Origin of the sequence: Streptomyces durmitorensis, assembly GCF_023498005.1 — a bacterium.
GTDB lineage: Bacteria > Actinomycetota > Actinomycetes > Streptomycetales > Streptomycetaceae > Streptomyces > Streptomyces durmitorensis.
The window spans coordinates 4,961,678-4,982,307 of sequence record NZ_CP097289.1 but is presented as its reverse complement, the minus strand read 5'-3'; the positions used below and the strand labels follow the sequence as shown (position 1 = coordinate 4,982,307).

Annotated in this window: 21 protein-coding genes and 1 tRNA gene; 15 read left to right on the top strand and 7 right to left on the bottom strand. The window is 69.9% G+C overall.

Annotated features, from left to right (window positions below; all coding sequences use genetic code 11):
• Nucleotides 1–52: 52 nt before the first annotated feature.
• The gene (locus tag M4V62_RS22345) at nucleotides 53–1,624 is read right to left on the bottom strand and encodes a helicase HerA-like domain-containing protein (protein WP_249592937.1); all 1,572 of its coding nucleotides are present in this window, start codon (nucleotides 1,622–1,624) and stop codon (nucleotides 53–55) included.
• Between the two features lie 297 nt (nucleotides 1,625–1,921).
• On the opposite strand from M4V62_RS22345, the gene M4V62_RS22340 reads away from it, so the two are divergent.
• Together M4V62_RS22340 and M4V62_RS22335 are read left to right on the top strand one after the other, a co-directional pair.
• Nucleotides 1,922–2,218 carry a type II toxin-antitoxin system VapB family antitoxin gene (locus tag M4V62_RS22340; RefSeq protein WP_003955420.1) on the top strand — a complete coding sequence of 99 codons (297 nt, stop codon included), beginning with the start codon at nucleotides 1,922–1,924 and terminating at the stop codon, nucleotides 2,216–2,218.
• Between the two features lie 120 nt (nucleotides 2,219–2,338).
• Nucleotides 2,339–2,986 (top strand): LytR C-terminal domain-containing protein, encoded by a 648-nt coding sequence (locus M4V62_RS22335; RefSeq protein WP_249589012.1) that lies wholly within the window; start codon nucleotides 2,339–2,341, stop codon nucleotides 2,984–2,986.
• 3 nt (nucleotides 2,987–2,989) lie between these two features.
• Here the strand turns inward: M4V62_RS22335 and upp are convergent, their stop codons facing one another.
• Nucleotides 2,990–3,625 (bottom strand): uracil phosphoribosyltransferase, encoded by a 636-nt coding sequence (gene upp / locus M4V62_RS22330; RefSeq protein WP_135331553.1) that lies wholly within the window; start codon nucleotides 3,623–3,625, stop codon nucleotides 2,990–2,992.
• A 168-nt stretch (nucleotides 3,626–3,793) separates the two neighbouring features.
• Between upp and M4V62_RS22325 the strand changes: the two genes are divergently transcribed.
• From M4V62_RS22325 to M4V62_RS22285, 9 genes are all read left to right on the top strand, one after another.
• The gene (locus tag M4V62_RS22325; RefSeq protein WP_160505980.1) at nucleotides 3,794–3,979 is read left to right on the top strand and encodes a hypothetical protein; all 186 of its coding nucleotides are present in this window, start codon (nucleotides 3,794–3,796) and stop codon (nucleotides 3,977–3,979) included.
• Between the two features lie 196 nt (nucleotides 3,980–4,175).
• The gene (locus M4V62_RS22320; RefSeq protein WP_249589011.1) at nucleotides 4,176–4,772 is read left to right on the top strand and encodes a tRNA adenosine deaminase-associated protein; all 597 of its coding nucleotides are present in this window, start codon (nucleotides 4,176–4,178) and stop codon (nucleotides 4,770–4,772) included.
• A 114-nt stretch (nucleotides 4,773–4,886) separates the two neighbouring features.
• A complete protein-coding gene (gene tadA / locus M4V62_RS22315) occupies nucleotides 4,887–5,318 on the top strand; it encodes a tRNA adenosine(34) deaminase TadA (protein WP_249592936.1) in 432 nt (143 codons plus the stop codon).
• Between the two features lie 57 nt (nucleotides 5,319–5,375).
• A tRNA-Ser gene (locus M4V62_RS22310) sits at nucleotides 5,376–5,460 on the top strand.
• Nucleotides 5,461–5,892: 432 nt separating this feature from the next.
• The gene (locus M4V62_RS22305) at nucleotides 5,893–6,072 is read left to right on the top strand and encodes a hypothetical protein (RefSeq protein ID WP_249589010.1); all 180 of its coding nucleotides are present in this window, start codon (nucleotides 5,893–5,895) and stop codon (nucleotides 6,070–6,072) included.
• A 52-nt stretch (nucleotides 6,073–6,124) separates the two neighbouring features.
• On the top strand, nucleotides 6,125–6,418 hold the full coding sequence (locus M4V62_RS22300; RefSeq protein ID WP_249589009.1) for a Dabb family protein: 294 nt from the start codon (nucleotides 6,125–6,127) through the stop codon (nucleotides 6,416–6,418).
• 237 nt (nucleotides 6,419–6,655) lie between these two features.
• Nucleotides 6,656–7,579 (top strand): RNA polymerase sigma factor SigF, encoded by a 924-nt coding sequence (locus tag M4V62_RS22295; RefSeq protein ID WP_425575112.1) that lies wholly within the window; start codon nucleotides 6,656–6,658, stop codon nucleotides 7,577–7,579.
• A 244-nt stretch (nucleotides 7,580–7,823) separates the two neighbouring features.
• Nucleotides 7,824–8,684, top strand: coding sequence for an RNA polymerase sigma factor SigF (locus tag M4V62_RS22290; RefSeq protein WP_249589008.1), 861 nt, complete (start codon nucleotides 7,824–7,826; stop codon nucleotides 8,682–8,684).
• A gap of 90 nt (nucleotides 8,685–8,774) precedes the next feature.
• On the top strand, nucleotides 8,775–9,536 hold the full coding sequence (locus M4V62_RS22285; protein WP_249589007.1) for a hypothetical protein: 762 nt from the start codon (nucleotides 8,775–8,777) through the stop codon (nucleotides 9,534–9,536).
• Nucleotides 9,537–9,625: 89 nt separating this feature from the next.
• On the opposite strand, the gene M4V62_RS22280 is transcribed toward M4V62_RS22285, so the two are convergent.
• On the bottom strand, nucleotides 9,626–9,829 hold the full coding sequence (locus tag M4V62_RS22280; RefSeq protein ID WP_249589006.1) for a hypothetical protein: 204 nt from the start codon (nucleotides 9,827–9,829) through the stop codon (nucleotides 9,626–9,628).
• Nucleotides 9,830–10,001: 172 nt separating this feature from the next.
• Here M4V62_RS22280 and M4V62_RS22275 point away from each other — a divergent pair, with 172 nt between their 5' ends.
• From M4V62_RS22275 to M4V62_RS22260, 4 genes are all read left to right on the top strand, one after another.
• Nucleotides 10,002–10,481 (top strand): MarR family winged helix-turn-helix transcriptional regulator, encoded by a 480-nt coding sequence (locus tag M4V62_RS22275; RefSeq protein ID WP_249589005.1) that lies wholly within the window; start codon nucleotides 10,002–10,004, stop codon nucleotides 10,479–10,481.
• 89 nt (nucleotides 10,482–10,570) lie between these two features.
• Complete coding sequence (locus tag M4V62_RS22270) at nucleotides 10,571–13,030, top strand: MFS transporter (protein WP_486388576.1); 2,460 nt, start codon at nucleotides 10,571–10,573, stop codon at nucleotides 13,028–13,030.
• Between the two features lie 175 nt (nucleotides 13,031–13,205).
• Complete coding sequence (locus M4V62_RS22265; RefSeq protein WP_249589003.1) at nucleotides 13,206–14,024, top strand: YceI family protein; 819 nt, start codon at nucleotides 13,206–13,208, stop codon at nucleotides 14,022–14,024.
• Between the two features lie 27 nt (nucleotides 14,025–14,051).
• Nucleotides 14,052–14,513 (top strand): PPOX class F420-dependent oxidoreductase, encoded by a 462-nt coding sequence (locus M4V62_RS22260; protein ID WP_249589002.1) that lies wholly within the window; start codon nucleotides 14,052–14,054, stop codon nucleotides 14,511–14,513.
• 47 nt (nucleotides 14,514–14,560) lie between these two features.
• On the opposite strand, the gene M4V62_RS22255 is transcribed toward M4V62_RS22260, so the two are convergent.
• The 4 genes from M4V62_RS22255 to M4V62_RS22240 all read right to left on the bottom strand — a co-directional run bounded on the left by M4V62_RS22255 (nucleotide 14,561) and on the right by M4V62_RS22240 (nucleotide 20,612).
• Nucleotides 14,561–15,331, bottom strand: a complete 771-nt coding sequence (locus tag M4V62_RS22255) for a TetR/AcrR family transcriptional regulator (RefSeq protein WP_249589001.1) — start codon at nucleotides 15,329–15,331, stop codon at nucleotides 14,561–14,563.
• 103 nt (nucleotides 15,332–15,434) lie between these two features.
• A complete protein-coding gene (locus M4V62_RS22250; RefSeq protein WP_249589000.1) occupies nucleotides 15,435–16,952 on the bottom strand; it encodes an MFS transporter in 1,518 nt (505 codons plus the stop codon).
• Nucleotides 16,953–17,112: 160 nt separating this feature from the next.
• On the bottom strand, nucleotides 17,113–19,281 hold the full coding sequence (locus M4V62_RS22245) for an ArnT family glycosyltransferase (RefSeq protein ID WP_249588999.1): 2,169 nt from the start codon (nucleotides 19,279–19,281) through the stop codon (nucleotides 17,113–17,115).
• Nucleotides 19,278–20,612 (bottom strand): bifunctional glycosyltransferase family 2/GtrA family protein, encoded by a 1,335-nt coding sequence (locus M4V62_RS22240; protein WP_249588998.1) that lies wholly within the window; start codon nucleotides 20,610–20,612, stop codon nucleotides 19,278–19,280. Before M4V62_RS22240 ends, M4V62_RS22245 begins: the two co-directional genes overlap by 4 nt.
• Nucleotides 20,613–20,630: the final 18 nt, after the last annotated feature.

Below are 20,630 nucleotides of genomic sequence, written 5' to 3'. Positions count from 1 at the left end.
ACTCGGCGCAGACGCAGACGCAGACGCCGACGCCAGACGTCCCCACCAGGCCTCAGCGTCTGCGCCGAGCCGTTCCGAACACCGACCGCGAGATCTCCCGCCCGATCTGCGTCCCCAACGACCGCGCAAGCGACTTGAAGATCCCGCTCCCCACGACCTGATCAACGACAGAACCAGAGCCCGATCCAGAACCAGAACCAGAGCCCGAACCGGAACCGGAACCGGAACCAGCTCCCTGCCCCTTGCCCCGCTCCGCGGACTTCTCCGCCTCGGCGGCAGCCGAGGCCGCCTCCGCCTCCGCCTGACGCGCAGTCAACTTCTCGTAGGCCGACTCCCGATCCACCGCCTCCGCGTACCGCCCGTACAACAACGACCCCTTCACCGCCCCCTCCAGCGCCCCCGCCTCCACCGGCCTCATCAACGACTCCGGCGCCCGCAACCGCGTCACCGCCACCGGCGTAGGCGCGCCCTTCTCGCTCAGGACCGTGATCACCGCCTCGCCCGTGCCGATCGCGGTCAGCGTCTCCTCCAGGTCGTACGCCGAGTTCGGGAACGTCCTGACCGTCGCCTTCAGCGCCTTCTGGTCGTCCGGCGTGAACGCCCGCAACGCGTGCTGGACCCGGTTGCCCAGCTGGGCGAGGACATCGCCGGGCACGTCCTTCGGCGTCTGCGTCACGAAGAAGACGCCGACCCCCTTCGACCGGATGAGCCGCACGGTCTGCGTGATCGCCTCAAGGAACGCCTTCGACGCCCCGTTGAAGAGCAGATGCGCCTCGTCGAAGAAGAAGACGAGCTTCGGCTTCTCCACGTCGCCCACCTCGGGCAGGTCGTTGTAGAGATCCGCCAGGAGCCACATCAGGAACGTCGAGAAGAGCTGCGGCTTGTCCTGCACGGCGGGCAGTTCGAGCACCGACACGAGCCCACGCCCGTCCGGCGCCGCCCGCAGGAACTCGCTCGTGTCGAACTCCGGCTCCCCGAAGAAGTCGCCCATGCCCTGCGCCTCGAAGGCGGTGAGCGCCCGCAGGATGACGCCCGCGGTGACCGTGGACAGACCACCGATCCCCTTGAGCTCGGACTTGCCCTCGTCCGACGTCAGGAACGTCACCACGGCCCGCAGGTCCTTCAGATCGACCAGTTCAAGCCCTTTTTGGTCCGCGTAATGAAAGATCAGCCCGAGCGACTGCTCCTGCGTCTGGTTCAGCTGAAGCACCTTCGAGAGCAGCACGGGGCCGAAGCTCGTGATCGTGGCCCGCACCGGAATCCCGGTACCGATCCCGCCCAGTGCGTAGAACTCACTGGGGAAGCCCGTCGCCTCCCACGTCTGCCCGACCTCCCGCGCCCGCTCGGCGACCTTCTCGCCGCTCTCCCCGGGGAGCGAGATCCCGGAGACGTCTCCCTTGACGTCGGCGAGGAACACCGGCACTCCCTGCGCGGCCAGCTGCTCGGCGATGAGCTGGAGGGTCTTCGTCTTTCCGGTGCCGGTCGCCCCCGCGACGAGCCCGTGCCGGTTGAGCATGGCCAGCGGGATGCGGATCTGGGCGTCGGGCAGACACCGCCCGTCCCACAGGAGCGCGCCGAGATCCAGCGCGGGCCCGCTGAAGGCGTACCCGGAGACGATCTCCATGGCTTCCTGCGGCAGAGCGGCACCCCCGCTGACGACCTCAGCGGCCACCCCACCAGAAACCCCACCGGAAACCCCGCCGGAACCCTCGACTCCGCTCGTCACCCCCGCGACCGGCGAAGACTCGTTAGAGGGGTTCGCACGCCCCGTCGTGGACGGCATCGGCTGGCTGTCGCTCACTTCTGCCCCTGTTCCCGGCTTGAGTGTTCCCGTTTTGCCCCGATTTCCGGCGTCATTTCCCAGAGTCGCACTCCGTCTCCATGGCTGCGCCCGGAGAGCCTTGCCCGGTAGGCTTTCCGTGTGATCTTCAAGCGCATCGGAAACGGCCGGCCGTACCCCGACCACGGCCGGGAAAGCACCCGGCAGTGGGCGGACGTCGCGCCGCGCCCGGTCCGCCTCGATCAGCTCGTGACGACCAAGGGCCAGCTGGACCTGGAGACGCTCCTCGCGGAGGACTCCACGTTCTACGGCGACCTTTTCGCGCACGTGGTGAAGTGGCAGGGCGACCTCTACCTGGAAGACGGACTGCACCGCGCGGTCCGCGCCGCGCTCCAGCAGCGCCAGGTGCTGCACGCCCGCGTCCTCGAACTGGGCTGAACCCGGCAAACAGCCGCGACAGGGGACACCCACGCCCTCATTGACCCTTTCGGGTTGGACTGAGCCCAAGTCAATGATCATTTAGTAGGCATCACGGCGTCGTCGCACTACGCTGCGCCCATGAGCATGCTCACTCCCCCCGGCATGGGCGGCAAGTACCGCATCACGGGGGCCAAATATCCGCGTATGCGCCGACCCCGTGGCCGCCGCAGGATCGTGCTCGCGGTGGTCGCGTCCGTCGTCGCGGTGGGCCTGATCGGCTGGGGAACACTGCAGCTCATCGACGTCTTCACCGGCGGCAGCAAGGCCACGGCGGCGAGCTCGCGCAGCGACTGCGCCGCCAAGCCGGATCCCTCGGCCGAGCCGACCGCCCCCAAGGCCCTGCCCAAACCGGGCCAGGTCAAGGTCAACGTCTTCAACGCGACGCCCCGCGGCGGCCTCGCCAAGGACGTGGCGGCCGAGCTCAAGAAGCGCGGCTTCACCGTCGGCAAGGTGGACAACGCCCCGAAGGCGTACGACAAGAAGGTCAAGGGCACCGGGATACTGCTCGGCGCCAAGACCGCCACGGACACCGCCCTGCCGGTGCTCGGCACGCAGCTCGCGGGCACCGAGAGCCGCACGGACGCCCGCAAGGGCGGCGAGGTCGACCTCATCCTGGGCGCGAAGTTCAAGGATCTGGCAAAGAAAGAGGACGCCGACAAGGCCCTGGCGGTACTCGCCGAGCCCAAGCCGACGTCCTCGCCGTCCAGCGGCAAGAAGGACTGCTGAGCGCTACTCCGCGGTCCCGTACATCCGGTCACCGGCGTCGCCGAGGCCCGGCACGATGTAGCCGTTCTCGTTGAGGCGCTCGTCGACCGACGCCGTCACGACCGTCACCGGCGTGCCCGCCAGCTCGCGCTCCATGACCTCGACGCCCTCGGGGGCGGCGAGCAGCACCACGGCGGTGACGTCGTCCGCGCCGCGCTTGATCAGCTCCTGGATGGCCGCGACGAGCGTGCCGCCGGTGGCCAGCATCGGGTCCAGGACGTACACCTGGCGCCCGGAGAGGTCCTCCGGCATGCGGGTCGCGTACGTCGACGCCTGGAGGGTCTCCTCGTCGCGGATCATCCCGAGGAAGCCCACCTCGGCGGTCGGCAGGAGCCGCACCATGCCGTCCAGCATGCCGAGCCCGGCGCGCAGGATCGGTACGACCAGGGGGCGCGGGTAGGACAGCTTGACGCCGGTGGTCGGGGTGACCGGGGTCTCGATGTCGACCTGCTCGGTGCGCACGTCCCGGGTGGCCTCGTACGCGAGCAGGGTGACCAGCTCGTCGGCGAGGCGCCGGAAGGTGGGGGAGTCGGTGCGCTTGTCGCGCAGCGTGGTGAGTTTGTGCGCCACCAGTGGGTGATCGACGACGTGAATCCGCATGCCGTCAACAGTAACCGCGCCCTGAGCCCCCCGACCGCTCCCGGGACCGCCGAGGCTCCCCCGCGGCAGTCGGCCGTACCCCGCTCCGAACCCCTGAGAACACCTCGCGCTGGCATCAAACCCGCCGTACGGGGGAAAGTGGACGTACGACCTGGGGTGGTGTTGCCCATGCCGGACAGAGAGCCCGGCGGCCGAGAGCCGGACCGCGAGACCGAAGCCGAGCGCCGGCGCCGCCGTGCCCAGTTCCTGCACGAGCGGGCCGAGGCCATCGAGCTCCGCGACCGTGTGAAGCCGCGCCGCGCCCGGGCGGCACGGATGCGTCAGCAGATGCGCATGCGCACGTTCCGCTGGTAGCCGCCACGCCTTGGCCGCCCCTCACGCAGGCGTCGGACAGCCGTCCGGGAAACGCGACGCGGAACACAGCGCGCGGAAGACCTCTCCTCGGGCCGTGGTTTCTGCCACGATTCCGAGTGGGCGGGGCTTGGAACAGCAACTCCCCCGCTCCCCGAACTCGCCGGGGGGACACCCAGACCGTCAACCGGCACTGTCTATGACCAGTGGGAGAGTCACGGTGTACTTCGCCGCACTGCTCGCGCGCACCGAAGACGGGTGGGAAGCGAGCGACACGGAGCTCGACGATGTGGAGACCCTGTCGGATCTGACCGACCTGGCCCGCGAGGCCACGGCCGGCAGCGCTGAGGACGACACCGTCCTCGTCTTCATCGAACAGGAGGGCGCCTGGTTCGGCGTCGTCCGCGTCGACGGTGAGGAGGACCCTCGTATCTACGTCTCGGACGCGGCCGCGGCCGCCAAGAGTTCGTACGGCGAGATCCTGCTCACCGACGAGATGCTCGGCCGTGAGCCGGGTACCGACGACCCGGGTGTCGACCTGGACGCCCTCGACCTGGACGGCACGGAGGACGGCGAACCCGCCGAGTCCGACGCCGCCCCCGATTCCGCCGCCGACGACGATGACACGGGGGAAGCCCCGGGCGACGCGGTGCCCGACGGGCCCCTCGGCGACCTGGAGCTCCTGACCGACCTCGGCGTGCCCGAGAAGGAGCTGCTCGGCCTTGAGCCCGGTGACGCGCTCAGCGACATCGCCGAGATCCTCGGGGCGGCGGAGGTGCTCGAGGCGGTCCGCTAGGTTCCGGGTGTGACCGACCGGAACGACCACATCACCCCACCCGATCCCGACCGGGAAACCGGCCGGGAAACCGACCGAGAAGCAGATCCCGTACGCGACCGCTGGCGGGCGCCCATGCGGCTCGCCCTGGCCGAGGCCGAACTGGCCGTCCGGGGCGGCGATGTGCCCGTCGGCGCCGTCGTGCTGTCCCCGGACGGCACGACGGTGCTCGCGGCGGGCCACAACGAACGTGAGGCGACCGGCGACCCGACGGCGCACGCGGAGGTGCTCGCCCTGCGCCGGGCCGCCGCCGCGCTCGGCGAGTGGCGCCTGTCCGGCTGCACGCTGGTGGTGACCCTGGAGCCGTGCACGATGTGCGCGGGCGCCCTGGTCCAGTCCCGCGTCGACCGGGTCGTCTACGGAGCGCGTGACGAGAAGGCGGGCGCCGCGGGCTCGGTCTGGGACGTCGTACGCGACAGAAGGCTGAACCACCGCCCCGAGGTGATCGAGGGCGTCCTCGCGCAGGAGGCCGCGGGGCTGCTCACGCGCTTCTTCCGCGGGCGCTGAGCGGCATCGGCCAAACGGATTTCGGACCACGGCCCACTTTGGGCTAGAGTTCCTCTCGGTAGCGTGTCCGAGCGGCCGAAGGAGCTCGCCTCGAAAGCGAGTGTGGGGAAACTCACCGTGGGTTCAAATCCCACCGCTACCGCTCTTGATACGAAGGCCCCGTCCGCGAGGACGGGGCCTTCGTCGTTCCCGGGACAGGTCGGCCCCCCGCACACGCGAGAGCCCCGGCGCCGCGAAGGCGCCGGGGCTCTGACCCGCGTTGGACGGGGGAAGCGGCATCGGGGGGACAAGCCGCTTCCCCCGATGAGGACTGGAACCCTCAAGCCGGCGCCGTCGTTCGGGGGAAGCAGACGGCGCGTGACCCCGCAGTGGGGCCAGTCCCGTGCCCGCGGATTCCTGCCAGATCCGCTGGGGCACATCACCAATCCTGCGCCTCGCGCAACCGGGAGCGGCCCGGCAAAGGGCCTCTGCTGCCGGGCCGTTGGTCCTTAAAGACCCCGTGAGGACGGGCCGGGTTAGACTCACGCCCGTCACAGGGGTCACAGAGCGCAGCAGGTAAGGGGAGGCCGGGAGCGTGGCGGTGCAGTGGAAAAAGATCGGGCTCTTCACGCTCGTCGTCTTCATGCTCTACGTGATCATCACTGACCCGGCCAAGGCCGCGGACTATGTGCAGATAGGCTTCGAGGCGGTTTCGGACGCCGCTCGGAGCATCGGCGACTTCATGACGTGGGTCGCCAACGGAGGCAAGGACTGAGCGGTTCATTCCGCCGCCTTCTCCCCCCTCTCCCCGTTTCCCAGGAGTGCGCATGATCCGCCATCTGGTCCTCTTCAAGCTCAACGACGGTGTGGAGCGCGACGAGCCGCGCGTCGTCGAGGGAGTCAAGGCCTTCCGCGCGCTCGGCGAGCAGATCCCGGAGCTCTCGTTCTGGGAGTGCGACTGGAACATCACCGACCGGCCCATCGCGTACGACTTCGCCATCAACTCGGCGGTCGAGGACACCGATGCGCTGAAGCGCTACATCGAGCACCCCGCTCACCAGGCGGGCGTGGCACTGTGGCGGGAGTTCGCCACGTGGGTGATCGCGGACTACGAGTTCTGAGCCGGCCGGCTCAGCAGCCCTGCGCCAAGCGGGCCCCTCACCGGAACGGTGAGGGGCTTTTCTGCGTCTCATGCCCCAACTTGCCCCTCAACACGTAGTTATCGGGTGCTTGCACACAGTGCACATGTCTTGTGATGCTATGACCGCTTTTGACGGATGAGTTGACCAGGGTCGGCTGACCTTGACTGAGCTCGACAGGACTTGACTGAGCTTGACCGAGAAGGGGTGGCGTTGACCGTGCCGGCCAGTACTGCGCCCGAAGCACCACCCGTGACCCCGCAAGCGAGCAGCCCCGAAGCACCGAGCACCCCGGGCACCCAGGGCGCCCCGGGCCTCCAGGACGTGCACGACGCGCAGGGCGGGCAGGGTGCGCAGAGCGCCCGGTCCACTCCCGGCAGCAGGGGCGCCGACACCCGGGCCCTGACGCAGGTGCTCTTCGGCGAGCTCAAGGAGCTCGAGCCGGGCAGCCCCGAGCACGGCCGCGTCCGCGGCGCGCTCATCGAGGCCAACCTGCCCCTCGTGCGGTACGCCGCCGCCCGCTTCCGCAGTCGCAACGAGCCGATGGAGGACGTCGTCCAGGTCGGCACGATCGGCCTGATCAACGCCATCGACCGCTTCGACCCCGACCGCGGCGTGCAGTTCCCGACCTTCGCGATGCCCACCGTCGTCGGCGAGATCAAGCGGTACTTCCGCGACAACGTACGAACGGTCCATGTGCCGCGCCGTCTTCACGAGCTGTGGGTGCAGGTGACCGGGGCGACCGAGGACCTCACCACGGCGTTCGGGCGCTCGCCCACGACCGCGGAGATCGCCGAACGCCTGCGCATCACCGAGGAGGAGGTCCTGGCCTGCATCGAGGCCGGACGCTCGTACCACGCAACGTCGTTGGAGGCGGCCCAGGAGGGCGACGGTCTGCCCGGCCTGCTCGACCGGCTCGGCTATGAGGACCCCGCGCTCGACGGTGTCGAGCACCGCGACCTCGTCCGCCATCTCCTGGTCCAACTGCCCGAGCGCGAACAGCGCATCCTGCTTCTGCGCTACTACAGCAATCTGACGCAATCACAGATCAGCGCCGAATTGGGCGTTTCTCAGATGCATGTGTCAAGACTGCTGGCCAGAAGCTTCGCGCGACTTCGATCCGCAAATCGTATCGAGGCGTAACCGTAACGAGTGGACTGCTCTCGCGGCGGTTCCCGACGTTCCCCCGAGCAGAAATGCCTCAGACCCCCTCTTTCCTGCATCGATGTCACCCTTCTTTGTCGACATGTAACTACAGCGTGTTGCCGACATGTGACATTCTGCTGGAACCGCGTTTGCCGCAGCCCCACGTCCGGTATTCAGGTGGAGGCTGCGTTCCTCCGACGGGAGCGCCCGCCGTGACCGTCCGCGACCTCAAGGGGGTGGCATGTCCGCAGACCAGGGCAGCTCGAAGGTGCTCACGCTCACGAAGAGCGAACCGGCGCCCGACGCGCTTGTGAGTTCAGTTGTGACCGGAGCTCCCGGCGCCATCGACACCCGCACCCTGTCCCGCTCCCTGTTCCTGCGGCTCGCCGCACTCGACAAGGACAGCCCGGAGCGTGTCTACGTAAGGGACACGCTGATCGAGCTCAATCTCCCTCTCGTCCGGTATGCGGCGGCCCGCTTCCGCAGCCGCAACGAACCGATGGAGGACATCGTCCAGGTCGGCACGATCGGCCTGATCAAGGCGATCGACCGCTTCGACTGCGAACGGGGCGTGGAATTCCCGACGTTCGCGATGCCGACGGTCGTCGGTGAGATCAAGCGCTTCTTCCGCGACACGAGTTGGTCGGTGCGCGTGCCGCGCCGCCTTCAGGAGCTGCGGCTCGCGCTGACGAAGACGAGCGACGAGCTGGCCCAGAAGCTGGACCGCTCGCCGACCGTGCCCGAACTCGCCAAGGCGCTCGGGGTGTCCGAGGAGGACGTGGTCGACGGCCTGGCCGTCGGGAACGCGTACACGGCCTCCTCGCTCGACTCGCCCGCCCTGGAGGACGACGGCGGCGAGGGCTCCCTCGCGGACCGTCTGGGGTACGAGGACAGCGCCCTGGAGGGCGTCGAGTACCGCGAGTCGCTCAAGCCGCTGCTCGCCAAGCTCCCGCCGCGCGAGCGCCGCATCATCATGCTGCGCTTCTTCGCGAACATGACGCAGTCGCAGATCGGCGAGGAGGTCGGCATCTCGCAGATGCACGTCTCGCGCCTGCTCACGCGCACGCTCTCGCAGCTGCGGGAAGGGCTCATCGCCGACTGATCGCACTCCCCCTGTGGCTCAACACGCCGCAGGGGGACAGGAGTTGCTGACGGGGTTCCTAATTGACGGCCCGTCAGACACACTGGCGCGATGCGACGTGGCATACGGAACGTACTGGGTGCGTCTACGGCTGCCCTGTGCCTGGGCGGGCTCCTTGCCGCCTGCGGCAGCGGGGACGGCGACGGCTATGTGGCCACGGGGCCGGCTGCCGCGGGGCCTCAGCGGACTCCTGGCGCCGGCGTGGCCCCGACCGGGGACGTGGAGCTCGTACCGCTGGACAGGGATGAGAAGTCACCCGGTGGCAAGAGCGGCACCGAGGGCGAGGCAAGCGGCTCCGAGCCGTCGGAGCCCGGCTCTGACGCCTCGGACGGCAAGTCCCCTGACGGGAAGGCCGGTTCGGGATCAGCAGACACCCCGAGCGGCGGTGACTCCTCGACCGATGGCGCCAAGCCCGGTCGCACGGAGGGAAGTTCGGGTGGAAGTTCGGGTGGAAGCCCGGAAGGCACGCCCTCCGCTCCCGGCGGGAGCTCCAGCGCCCCGCCCACCGGCCCCGCGAAGCTCAGCGTCGGCGAACCGCAGCGGAAGCCCGCCGACGACCGCTGGTGCGAGAAAGTGACCGTCTCCTTCAAGAACACCGGCGGATCGCCGGTGCGGTCGGGCACGGTCACCTTCGGTACGCATGTGATCGGGGCCCTCGGCGTGGATTGGGCCACGCTTGATTCCACGGAGAAGCTCCCCGCGCTGGACGCCGGTCAGCGGCTCACGAAGACCTGGCCTGTTTGCGTGGACCCGTGGCGGGTGCCGCTGGGCATGCATGTGGAGACGCGGGACGTCTCCGTTAAGTGGGAGTAGCTCCTCTTCCGCCTGCGGGCCGTATGTGGCTGGGCGCGCAGCCCCCCGCGCCCCTACAGCGCCCCTGCGGGGGCGCTCCGGGGCGTCTCCTACTTGAGGGCCAGCCACGCCACTCCCGCCACCACCACGATCGCGAGTACGACGCCGATGATCAGGCCGATGCGCGGGCCCGCGGGCGCCGCCGCCGGCTGCTGTGCCCGGCCCTGCGGAGACTCGTCGACGAAGGCGCGGAACATCTGCGTGCTGCCGGCGGGGTCGGGGGTGTTCTGGGGGCCCTGGGGGTTGTGTGCCATAGCGCAGGACCCTAGCGAACCATCGGGGGTCGGCCCAACCCCCGCTGACCACTGACTTTACGTGCGCGGCCCCAGACCTTTGCCCACTCTTTAGGTCGTTGGTCCAGTTTTAGTTTGCCTGCGGCAACCAACTGTCTCTATCGTTGCCCTAAGCAACAACATAGGAGGTGCCGTGGCCGCGCAGCGTCAGTACGAGGAGCTGGCCCGACAGCTCAGCGCCATCGGTGCGGTGAAGCGAGGCCTCGGAAGGGGCCTGCCCCACGACTGCCCCGGTGGATCGGCCGCCGTACTCGTCCTGCTCGACCGGCACGGCGCGATGCGGATGAGCAGGCTCGCGGAGCTGCTCGCCGTCGACATGTCGGTGACCAGCCGGCACGTCGCCCATGTCGCGGAGAAGGAGTGGATCCGCCGGGATCCCGACCCCGCCGACAAGCGCTCCCGCATCCTGAGCCTCACGCCCCAGGGCAGGACCAAGCTCGAAGAGCTGAACGAACTGTCGATCAAAACGCTCACCCACTACTTGCATGACTGGTCAGACGACGAGGTCGTCCAGCTCAGCACGCTGCTCGCGCGACTGCGCGACAGCTTCGGGGACTGCCGTGCGGCTTCGGCCCGGCTCCCCTTCGAAGAGACCACCCGTACACCCGCGTAACGAAGAGGAAGCCCATGGCAACAACCACACCATCCGGTGTGCGGGGCAGCCACGCCAAGCACGGAGCCGCTCATGACTCCGGTGCTCCGATGACGCACCGGCAGATCATGGAGGCCCTTTCCGGCCTGCTGCTCGGCATGTTCGTCGCGATCCTGTCGTCGACGATCGTCTCCAACGCCCTGCCCGAAATCATCGGCGACCTGGGCGGCGGCCAGTCCGCCTACACCTGGGTCGTCACCGCGTCGCTCCTGGCGATGACGGCGACCACGCCCCTGTGGGGCAAGCTGTCGGACCTCTTCAGCAAGAAGGCCCTGGTCCAGATAGCCCTGATCATCTACGTCGGTGGTTCGATCGTCGCCGGTCTCTCGCAGAGCGCCGAGATGCTGATCGCCTGCCGTGTCGTGCAGGGCATCGGCGTGGGCGGTCTCTCCGCCCTCGCGCAGATCGTGATGGCCGCGATGATCTCCCCGCGCGAGCGGGGCCGCTACTCCGGCTACCTCGGCGCGACCTTCGCCGTCGCCACCGTCGGCGGCCCGCTGCTCGGCGGTGTCATCACCGACACGTCGTGGCTCGGCTGGCGCTGGTGCTTCTACGTCGGTGTGCCCTTCGCGATCATCGCCCTGATCGTGCTGCAGAAGACCCTGAAGCTGCCCGTCGTGAAGCGGGACGTCAAGGTCGACTGGGGCGGCGCCTTCTTCATCACGGCGGCCGTCTGCCTGCTCCTGGTCTGGGTGACCTTCGCGGGCGACAAGTACGACTGGATGTCCTGGCAGACCGGCGCCATGGTCGGCGGTTCGATCGTCCTCGGCCTGCTCTTCCTGCTCGTCGAGTCCAAGGCGAGCGAGCCGATCATCCCGCTGCGCCTCTTCCGCAACCGCACCATCACCCTCGCCTCGCTCGCCTCGCTCTTCGTGGGTGTCGGCATGTTCGCGGGCACGGTGTTCTTCAGCCAGTACTTCCAGCTGGCGCGCGACAAGTCGCCGACGATGTCCGGCGTCATGACGATCCCGATGATCGGTGGCCTGTTCATCTCCTCGACGGTGTCGGGCCAGATCATCACCAAGACCGGCAAGTGGAAGGTCTGGCTGGTCGCCGGCGGTGCGCTCCTGACCGCGGGGCTCGGCCTGCTCGGCACGATGCGGTACGACACCGAGTACTGGCACATCGCGATCTTCATGGCCCTGATGGGTCTGGGCATCGGCATGATGATGCAGAACCTGGTGCTCGCCACGCAGAACCAGGTCGCTCCCGAGGACCTCGGCTCCGCGAGCTCCGTCGTCACCTTCTTCCGTTCCCTCGGTGGCGCCATCGGCGTCTCGGCGCTCGGCGCCGTGATGGCGACCCGCATCACCGACTACGTGAAGGACGGCCTGGCCGACCTCGGCCCCAAGGCCGCGCAGGCGGGTCACGGCGGCACGGGTGGCGGCGCCATCCCGGACCTGGACAAGCTCCCGGCTCCGTTCCGCACGGTCATGGAGAGCGCCTACGGGCACGGCATCGCCGACGTCTTCCTGATCGCCGCCCCGCTGGCCTTCCTGGCCTTCCTGATCACGATCTTCATCAAGGAGGTTCCGTTGCGTACGTCGGGTGCGCTGGCCCAGGCCAGCGAGTCGGCCGAGACCCCGGACACCGCCCCGGCGGCGGCCACCACTGCCTCCACGGTCGCCGACCAGCAGCCGGTCCTCGCCTCCGTCGGCGCCCACACCGAGACGGGCCCCGAGGGCACGCAGAAGCTCGCCGCCGTGGCCTCGTCGGCCACCGGTGAGGCGCCCCCGCAGACCACCGGCGGCGGCACTCCGGTGCACGGCTTCGTCCGTGGCGCGGAGAGCGCTCCGGTCCCGCGGGCCGCGGTCACGCTGATCTCCCTCGGGGGACGCCAGCTCGGCCGTGCGGTCGCGCAGGGCGACGGGTCCTACGCGGTCGACGCCCCCGGCGCCGGTTCGTACGTACTGATCGCTTCGGCGGACGGCTTCCAGCCGCAGGCCTCCACGATCGTCGTCTCCGACGAGGCCCTCGCGTACGACATCCTGCTGAGCGGCACGAGCGGCCTCAGCGGTGTGGTGCGGGCCTCCGACGGCAAGCTGCCGGTCGGCGGCGCGATGGTCATCGTGACCGACGTCCGCGGCGACGTCCTGGCCACCGGGCTCACCGGTGAGCAGGGCGAGTTCACCTTCGCCGAGCTGGTGCCCGGACAGGTCACCATCGCGGTGAACGCCGCGGGGCACCGCCCGATGGCGCTGCCCGTCGAGGTCGGCGCGGTCGGCGTCACCCGGGTCGAGGTCGAGCTCAAGGCCGGTTCGCAGGTGCTCGGCACCGTGCGGGCCAAGGGCGGGCCGCTGAACGACGCGCGGGTCACGCTCGTGGACGCGGCGGGCAACGTCGTCTCCACGGCGACCACCGGGTCGGACGGCGCGTACGCCTTCACCGACCTGGACAACGGCGAGTACACGGTCATCGCGACCGGCTACCCGCCGGTGGCGACGGGCCTGACCGTCTCCGGTGAAGGTGTCGGCGACCACGACATCGAACTCGCCCACCCCGGCGAGTAATTGACCCCGGCCCGTGCGCGCGCTTCGAGCGGATGAGTGCGCACGGGCCGGTTGTGGAAAGGGCCCCCGGGTTGGTGGTGACGTACACGGCAGGGGACGGCCGTGTCACCGCCGCCGGGGGCCGCACTCTTTTTGAGCTTTTGGGCTTTTCAGCTTTGGCAAGGAGAAAAACGGGATGGGACTCAGCGCTCGGATCCGGACGCGTGACGGGTGGGCGGTGTCGCACGCCGTCGTCACCCTGACGGACATGACCGGCGCGCAGGTGCTGCGCGCCGCGGCGGACGAGGAAGGCGCGGTGCGCGATGCGGCCGACCTGCCTCCCGGCCCGTACACCGTGATCGTCACCGCGGTCGGCTACGCGCCCGTGGCCTCGACCGCCCTCGTCACGGCGAGCGGCCGTGCCGATGTGGGCAACATCGTCCTGGCCCGGCAGGGCGGCACCGAGCTGCCGCCGCCAGGGCCCTGGACCATCGACCCGGCGCACTCGACCGTGGGCGCGGTCGCCCAGCACCTGGGGATCACCAGCGTGCACGGGCGGTTCACGGAGTTCGGGGGGCGGGTGGAGATCGCCGAGGACGTGGAGAAGTCGCGCGTGGAGGCGGTCATCCGGTCGGCGTCCATCGACACCGGCAACGGCATGCGCGACGGCCACCTGAAGTCGCCCGACTTCCTGGACGTCGAGCAGTACCCGGAGCTGACGTACCGCTCGACGGGCCTGACCCCGGCGGGTTCGGACCGCTGGACGGTGCACGGCGAACTCCAGATGCACGGTGTCGTACGGCCGGTCGACCTGGACCTGAGCTACCTCGGCACCGGGGCGGACCCCTGGGGCGGGACCCGCGCGGCGTTCCGGGCCACGGCGGAGCTGCGCCGGGAGGACTTCGCGATGAACTACAACCAGGTGGTGCAGGCGGGGATCTCGGCGATCGGCACGACGCTGCGGGTGGAGCTGGACATCCAGGCGGTCCAAGGGGATTCCCTCCCCCAGGCCTAGCGGTGCGTGCGGGATTAGGGTGCGTTCATGGCTCCCAATATCGCTAGCAACACCACCGTGTCCCTGGACGAGTTGCTGGACTTCGTCCGGCCCAGGCACCGTGCCGTCCTGCTGACCGCCCGCGCGGACGCGACCCCGCAGGGATCCCCCCTGACCTGCGGGGTCGACGACTCCGGGCGGATCGTGGTGTCCACCTATCCGGAGCGGGCCAAGACGCGGAACGCCAAGCGGAATCCGCGGGTCAGCATCATCGTGCTGAGCGACGAGTGGAACGGCCCGTGGGTCCAGATCGACGGCACGGCCGAGGTCATCGACTCCCCGGAGTCGGTGGAGCCGCTCGTCGAGTACTTCCGGAACATCTCCGGTGAGCACCCGGACTGGGACGAGTACCGCGAGGCCATGGTGAAGCAGGGCAAGTCCATCATCCGGATCACCCCGGAGCGGTGGGGCCCGGTGGCCACCGGGGGCTTCCCCGCTTCGAAGGCCTAGAGGTCCAGAGGCCTAGAGGCCTAGAGGTCCAGAGGTCCAGAGGTCCGCTACAGGGTGGCCTCGATGCCCGCCACCAGCAGGTCGAGCGCCACCCTGAAGTCCAGCTCCCACATCTCCTCGACCGTGGACCCGCCCCGCGCCTCCATCATGTCGGCGGAGCTGTGCAGGGTCTCCTCAAGCCCCGGATGAGCGCTGACCGCGCCCATGGCCTCCTTGAAGTACTCCTCGGGAGTGAGCCCCGCCGCTGTGCACCGCGCGATGTAGTGGCCCTGGACCGTGCCGAATCCGTACACGAACTGGAAGACCGCGGCGATCGCACCGGCCTGCTTCTCCGTCGGCAGGCCGGTCCCGCGGACCACCACCTGCACGGCGAGCGCGAACTTGATCCAGTTCGGGCCGATGTTGAGGAAGTTGCCGACGAGCGGCGACACCCAGGGGTGCCTGACCAGCAACTCCCGGTACTCCTGCGCCAGTTCGCGCAGCCTCTCCTGCCACCCCTCGGACGAGTCCACATCCGGGTCGGGCAGGGTCATCTCCCCGGCGGCCGCGTCCAGGGCGAGTTCAAGAAGGTCGTCCTTGGTGTCGACGTACCAGTACACGGACATCGCCGTGACGTTCAGTTCCGCCGCAAGGCGCCGCATGGAGAACTTGGCGAGGCCCTCCTCGTCCAGGAGGCGGACCGTGACCTCGGTGATGCGGTCCCGGTCGAGGCCCGACGGCTGATCACTCCTGCGGCCCGCGCCGTTCCGGGGGGCTTTGCCCTCCAGCCAGACGCTGGTCCGCGCGGGGCGCTTCGCGCGGTCGGCTGCCTTCGCCATGGCGCACCTTCCTGGTCATGAGCTCTTGTCACCGGTACTCATACCGGTCGTGCGGGGCGGGCGACGACACGGAATCAGCCAGTCCGTCGCCCACCCGTCGATGCTATGCGGACGCCGCGGCGCGGTCCGCCTTCGCTGAGTCTGCCCTCTCCGCGCGCTTCAGCAACGCGGCTGCCAGCAGACCCCCGACGAGCACGGCCACCGCGCCCACCAGCTGGCTGGCCTCCAGGCCCGAGGAGAACGCGTCGGCGATCCTGGTGCGTTCGGTGTCCGATCCCGCGGCCGCGAGCGCCGCAGGCAGCGAGACCGCGGAGACCGTGACGAGTGAGGCGAACCGTGAGTTCAGGACAGCGCCGAGCACGGCGACGCCCAGACCGTTGCCGAACTCCGCGAGCGTGCCGTTGACGCCCGCGCCCACGCCCGCCTTCTCCGGCGGGATCGCGCTCATGATCGCGTTGGCCATGGCGGGCATGGCGAGCGCGATGCCCGCGCCCATCACGATGAGGCCGGTCAGCATCCCGGTGTAGTTGTCGCCGCCGAGCAGGGCGATCGCCGCGAGGCCCGCGGAGAGCAGGGTCATGCCGATGGCGATCGTCGCGGGGGTGCTCGTGCGCTTGAGGAGGCGCGCGCCGAGGCCAGTGAGGTTCAGCGCCACGACGGTCACCGCGAGCGGCGCCGTGCGCAGGCCCGCCTCCAACGGCTCGTACCCGAGGACGAATTGGAGGTGCTGGGTGAGCAGGAACAGCGAGCCGCCCATGCCGAAGGCGACCAGGATGGCGCCCGCGACCGCGCCGATGAAGCGCTGGTTGCGGAAGAAGTGCATGTCCAGCATGGGGTACGGGATCCGCAGCTCCCAGAAGACGAAGACGCCCAGGACGACCACGCCCACCGCCGCCGCGACGAGCACCTGCGTCGACGTCCAGCCGTGCTCGGGGCCGGAGATGATCGCGTAGACGACCGAGGCCATGCCGATGGTGGAGAGCAGCGCGCCGAGCAGGTCGGGACGGTCGCCCTGCGGGTTCTTGGACTCGGGGACCAGCTTGACGACTGCGGCGAGCGCGAGCAGCACGACGGGGATGTTGATCAGGAAGATCGCGCCCCACCAGAAGTGGTTGAGCATGACCCCGCCCATCAGCGGGCCGAGCGCGAAGCCGAGGGAGTTGACGGTCGACCAGAGGCCGATCGCCTTCATCCGCTCGCTGTCGTCGAAGATCTGCACGACCACCGCGAGCGTGGTGGTGATCAGGAGTGCGCCGCCGATGCCCATTCCGGCCCGCGCGGCGATGAGCTGCCCGGAGGACTGGGAGAGGCCCGCGACGAGCGAACCGACGCCGAAGAGCACGAGGCCCGCGGTGAGCATCTTCTTGCGGCCGTAGCGGTCGGACGCGCTGCCCGCGGTGAGCAGCAGGCCGGACTGGACGAGCGAGTAGGCGTTGATCATCCACTGGATGTCGGCCGTGGACGCGTCCAGTTCCTCGGTGAGGGAGGGGATGGCGACGTTGAGGACGGTGTTGTCCAGGAGGACGGTGAGCTGGGCGAGGCAGATGACGCCGAGGATCAGCCAGCGCTGGGGGTGCCCTTGTGGGGCTGTGGGGGTCTCGGCGGTCGTCGTTGCCGTCATGCCTCCCTCTCCTTCTGCTTATACGGTGTACGTGCGGACAGCGATGTACACCGTAAAGCATGTCCCGTACGGCGTACAAGACGGTTTCCGGCAGACATTCGGACGACGACGGGGCCGACCGCTGGTTGCGGTCGGCCCCGTCGTCGTCGTCCGAACCGCGTCAGCTCTTCGGCTGGGTCAGGTCGTAGAAGGTCGCGCTGCCGACCGTGACCTTCTTGAAGGTGTCCTCCACCCATGAGGTGATCTTGGAGGAGGTGCCGCTGTCGCCGCCCATGCCGCCTCCCATGCCGCCGCCCGAGATGAAGTAGTGGATCTTCCCGTCCTCGACGTACTGCTTGAACTGCGCGAGGGTCGGGGACGGGTCGCTGCCGTTGAAGCCGCCGATGGCCATCACCGGGTCACCGGTGGCGAGCTGGTAGCTCGCGGCGTTCTGCGAGCCGATGGCCGCCGCCGACCAGGTGTAGTCCTCGGCGTTCGCCTCCAGGAGCTTCTTGGCCTTGCTGCTCACCTGGGCGCCGTCGAGGAGGCCGCCCATGCCGCCGCCTCCGCCCATGCCGCCGCGCTCGCCGGTACGGCCGCCTTGCTGCTTGCCCTGCTGGCCCTGGGAGTTGGTGCCCTGCTTGCCGGTCTGGCCGGGGGGCTGGCCCATGCCGCCGCCGTTCTGACCGCCCGTCGGGGGCTGCATGGCGTTGTTGCCCTGCTTGCCGTTCTGGCCCTGCTGACCCTGCTGGCCGGGCGGCTGTATCCCGCCGCCCCCGCCCTTGCCGCCGCCGGGACCGCCCCCGCCGGGACCGCCGCCCATCCGCCCCGCCGAAGCCGGCCCCGCGGTCACGATCGACCCGGTGTGCGCGCTGTTCACGGTGGAGAGCGTGTACGCGACGGGACCCGCCACGGATGCGGCGAGGCTCAGTCCCACCGCCGCGATGGCCAGTTGGCGCCCGAGCCGGGCCGCGAGCAGCAGGCCGAGCGCGCCCACGAGGCCGCCGACGAGCACCGCCCAGCGCAGCCACGGCACGTAGTCGGGCGTACGGCCGAGCAGGACGTACCCCCACCACGCCGTCCCCGCGACACTCACGCCGAGCAGCGCGCCCGCCCACCACTTGGCGCGCTCCTCCCACAGGACCGTGGCGCCCATGCCGATCAGCGCCGCGATGTAGGGGGCGAGGGCGATCGTGTAGTACTGGTGGAAGATCCCCGCCATGAAGCTGAAGACGGCCGCCGTCATCAGCAGGGCGCTGCCCCACGCCACGAACGCCGAGCGCGCGGTGTCGGTCCTGCGGGCCTTCCAGGTGAGGACGATGCCGCCGACGAGGAGGATCAGCGCGGCGGGGATCAGCCAGGAGATCTGGCTGCCGACCTCCGAGCCGAACATCCGCCCGAGCCCGGTCTCGCCCCACTGGCCGCCACCGCCGGGGCCGCCGCCCCCTCCGACGCTGCCGGTCTCCTCGCCGTTGATGCGGCCGAGGCCGTTGTAGCCGAAGGTCAGCTCAAGGAAGGAGTTGTTCTGGGATCCGCCGATGTACGGGCGCGAGGACGCGGGCCACAGCTCCACGATCGCCACCCACCAGCCACCGGCGGCGATCATCGCGAGGCCGGAGAGGGCGAGCTGGCCGAAGCGCTTGCGCAGCCGCACGGGCGCGCACACCGCGTACAGGACCGCGAGCGGCGGCAGGATCAGGAACGCCTGGAGCGTCTTGGCCAGGAAGGCCGCGCCGACCGCGACGCCCGCCCACACCAGCCACTTGGTGCGGCCGTTCTCCAGGGCGCGCAGCACGCAGTACACGGTGACGGTCATCAGGAGCGCGAGGATCGCGTCCGGGTTGTTGAACCGGAACATCAGCGCGGCGACGGGCGTGAGCGCGAGCACCGCGCCCGCGATGAGCCCGGCCGCGGGGCTGAAGCGGCGGCGCACGGCCGCGTACAGGACGCCGACCGTCGCGACCCCCATGAGCACCTGCGGGGCGAGCACCGCCCAGGAGTTGAGCCCGAAGAGGCGTACGGACAGTGCCATCGGCCAGAGCGCGGCCGGGGGCTTGTCGACGGTGATCGCGTTGCCCGCGTCGAGCGAGCCGAAGAACATCGCCTTCCAGCTCTGGCTGCCCGCCTGGACGGCCGCGGAGTAGAAGGAGTTGGCGTAGCCGGACGCGCTGAGGTTCCAGAAGTAGAGGACCGCGGTCGCGAGCAGCAGGCCGAGGAAGGCGGGGCGCGCCCAGCGCGGGTCGTCGGGGCGTCCGCGCCAGAGCCGCGCGGGCAGGGTGCGCGGACTCCGGTGGGCACGCTCGCCCGGCGCCGCGTGCAGCGGCGCGGGCGGGTGGGAAGTCGTCGTCATCGTGCGTTCCTCGGGTCGTGTGCGTAGGTGGGTTCGTACGAGGACGGGGCGTCCGGCGGCGCGGTGTCGGGGCCGCGGTCCGGGTCCGGGAACACCCAGGCCCGCAGCAGCAGGAACCGCAGCACCGTCGCCGCGAGGTTGGCCGCTATCAGGACGGCGAGTTCCGTGGAGTGGGACGGGTCGCCCGACGCCGCGCCCAGGGCGGCGAGTGAGCCGCTGGTCAGGGCGAGCCCGATGCCGAAGACGACCAGGCCCTGCGCCTGGTGGCGCATCGCGCGGTCACGGCCACGCACCCCGAAGGTCAGCCGGCGGTTGGCCGCGGTGTTGGCGACCGCGGACACCAGGAGGGCCAGCGCGTTGGCCACCTGCGACCCCGAGAACGTACGGAAGCCGGAGTACAGGAGCAGATAGAAGAGCGTGGAGAGCGCGCCGACCACGCAGAAGCCGACCAGCTGGCGGGCGAGGCCGCCCGGCACGCCGGTCAGCTGCCGGTCGCGCGGGTCGTCCCCGAAGGGGCGCGCGAGGCGGTCGAGCGGGAGCGCGCCGACCGCGAGGGCGCGCCCGACCCGCCACACCCCCTTGAGGTCGTCCGTGGCCGTCCTGACCAGGTGGACCGTGGAGTCCGGGTCGTCGACCCAGTCGACCGGCACTTCGTGGATGCGCAGGCCCGCGCGCTCGGCGAGTACCAGCATCTCCGTGTCGAAGAACCACCCGGTGTCCTCGACCAGCGGAAGCAGCACCCCCGCCACGTCACCCCTGATCGCCTTGAAACCGCACTGGGCGTCGGAGAAGCGCGCGTGCAGGGAGCCGCGCAGGATGAGGTTGTAGCTGCGCGAGATGAACTCCCGCTTGGGGCCGCGCACCACGCGCGAGCTGCGCGCGAGCCGGGAGCCGATCGCCAGGTCCGAGTGCCCGGAGATCAGCGGGGCCACCAGCGGGAGCAGCGCGTTGAGGTCGGTGGACAGGTCCACGTCCATGTAGGCGAGGACGGGGGCGTCCGATGCGGACCACACGGCGCGCAGGGCACGCCCGCGCCCCTTCTGTTCGAGGCGCGTGTAGCGGACCTCCTCGCTCGATTCCGCGAGCCGCGCCGCCACCTCGGGGGTGCGGTCCGTGGACGCGTTGTCCGCGATGGTGATCCGGAAGGGGTAGGGGAAGGTGCGTACGAGATGGTCGTGCAGGCGCAGCACGCACGGCCCCAGATCCTTCTCCTCGTTGTAGACGGGGATCACGATGTCCAGGACGGGCACATCGCGCCATCCGGCGGGAAGGTGGGCCCGCGCCGGCAGAGGGACCGAGCAAGCGCCGCCCGGGGAAGAGTCGGTTTGCATGACACCGACATTCGCCAA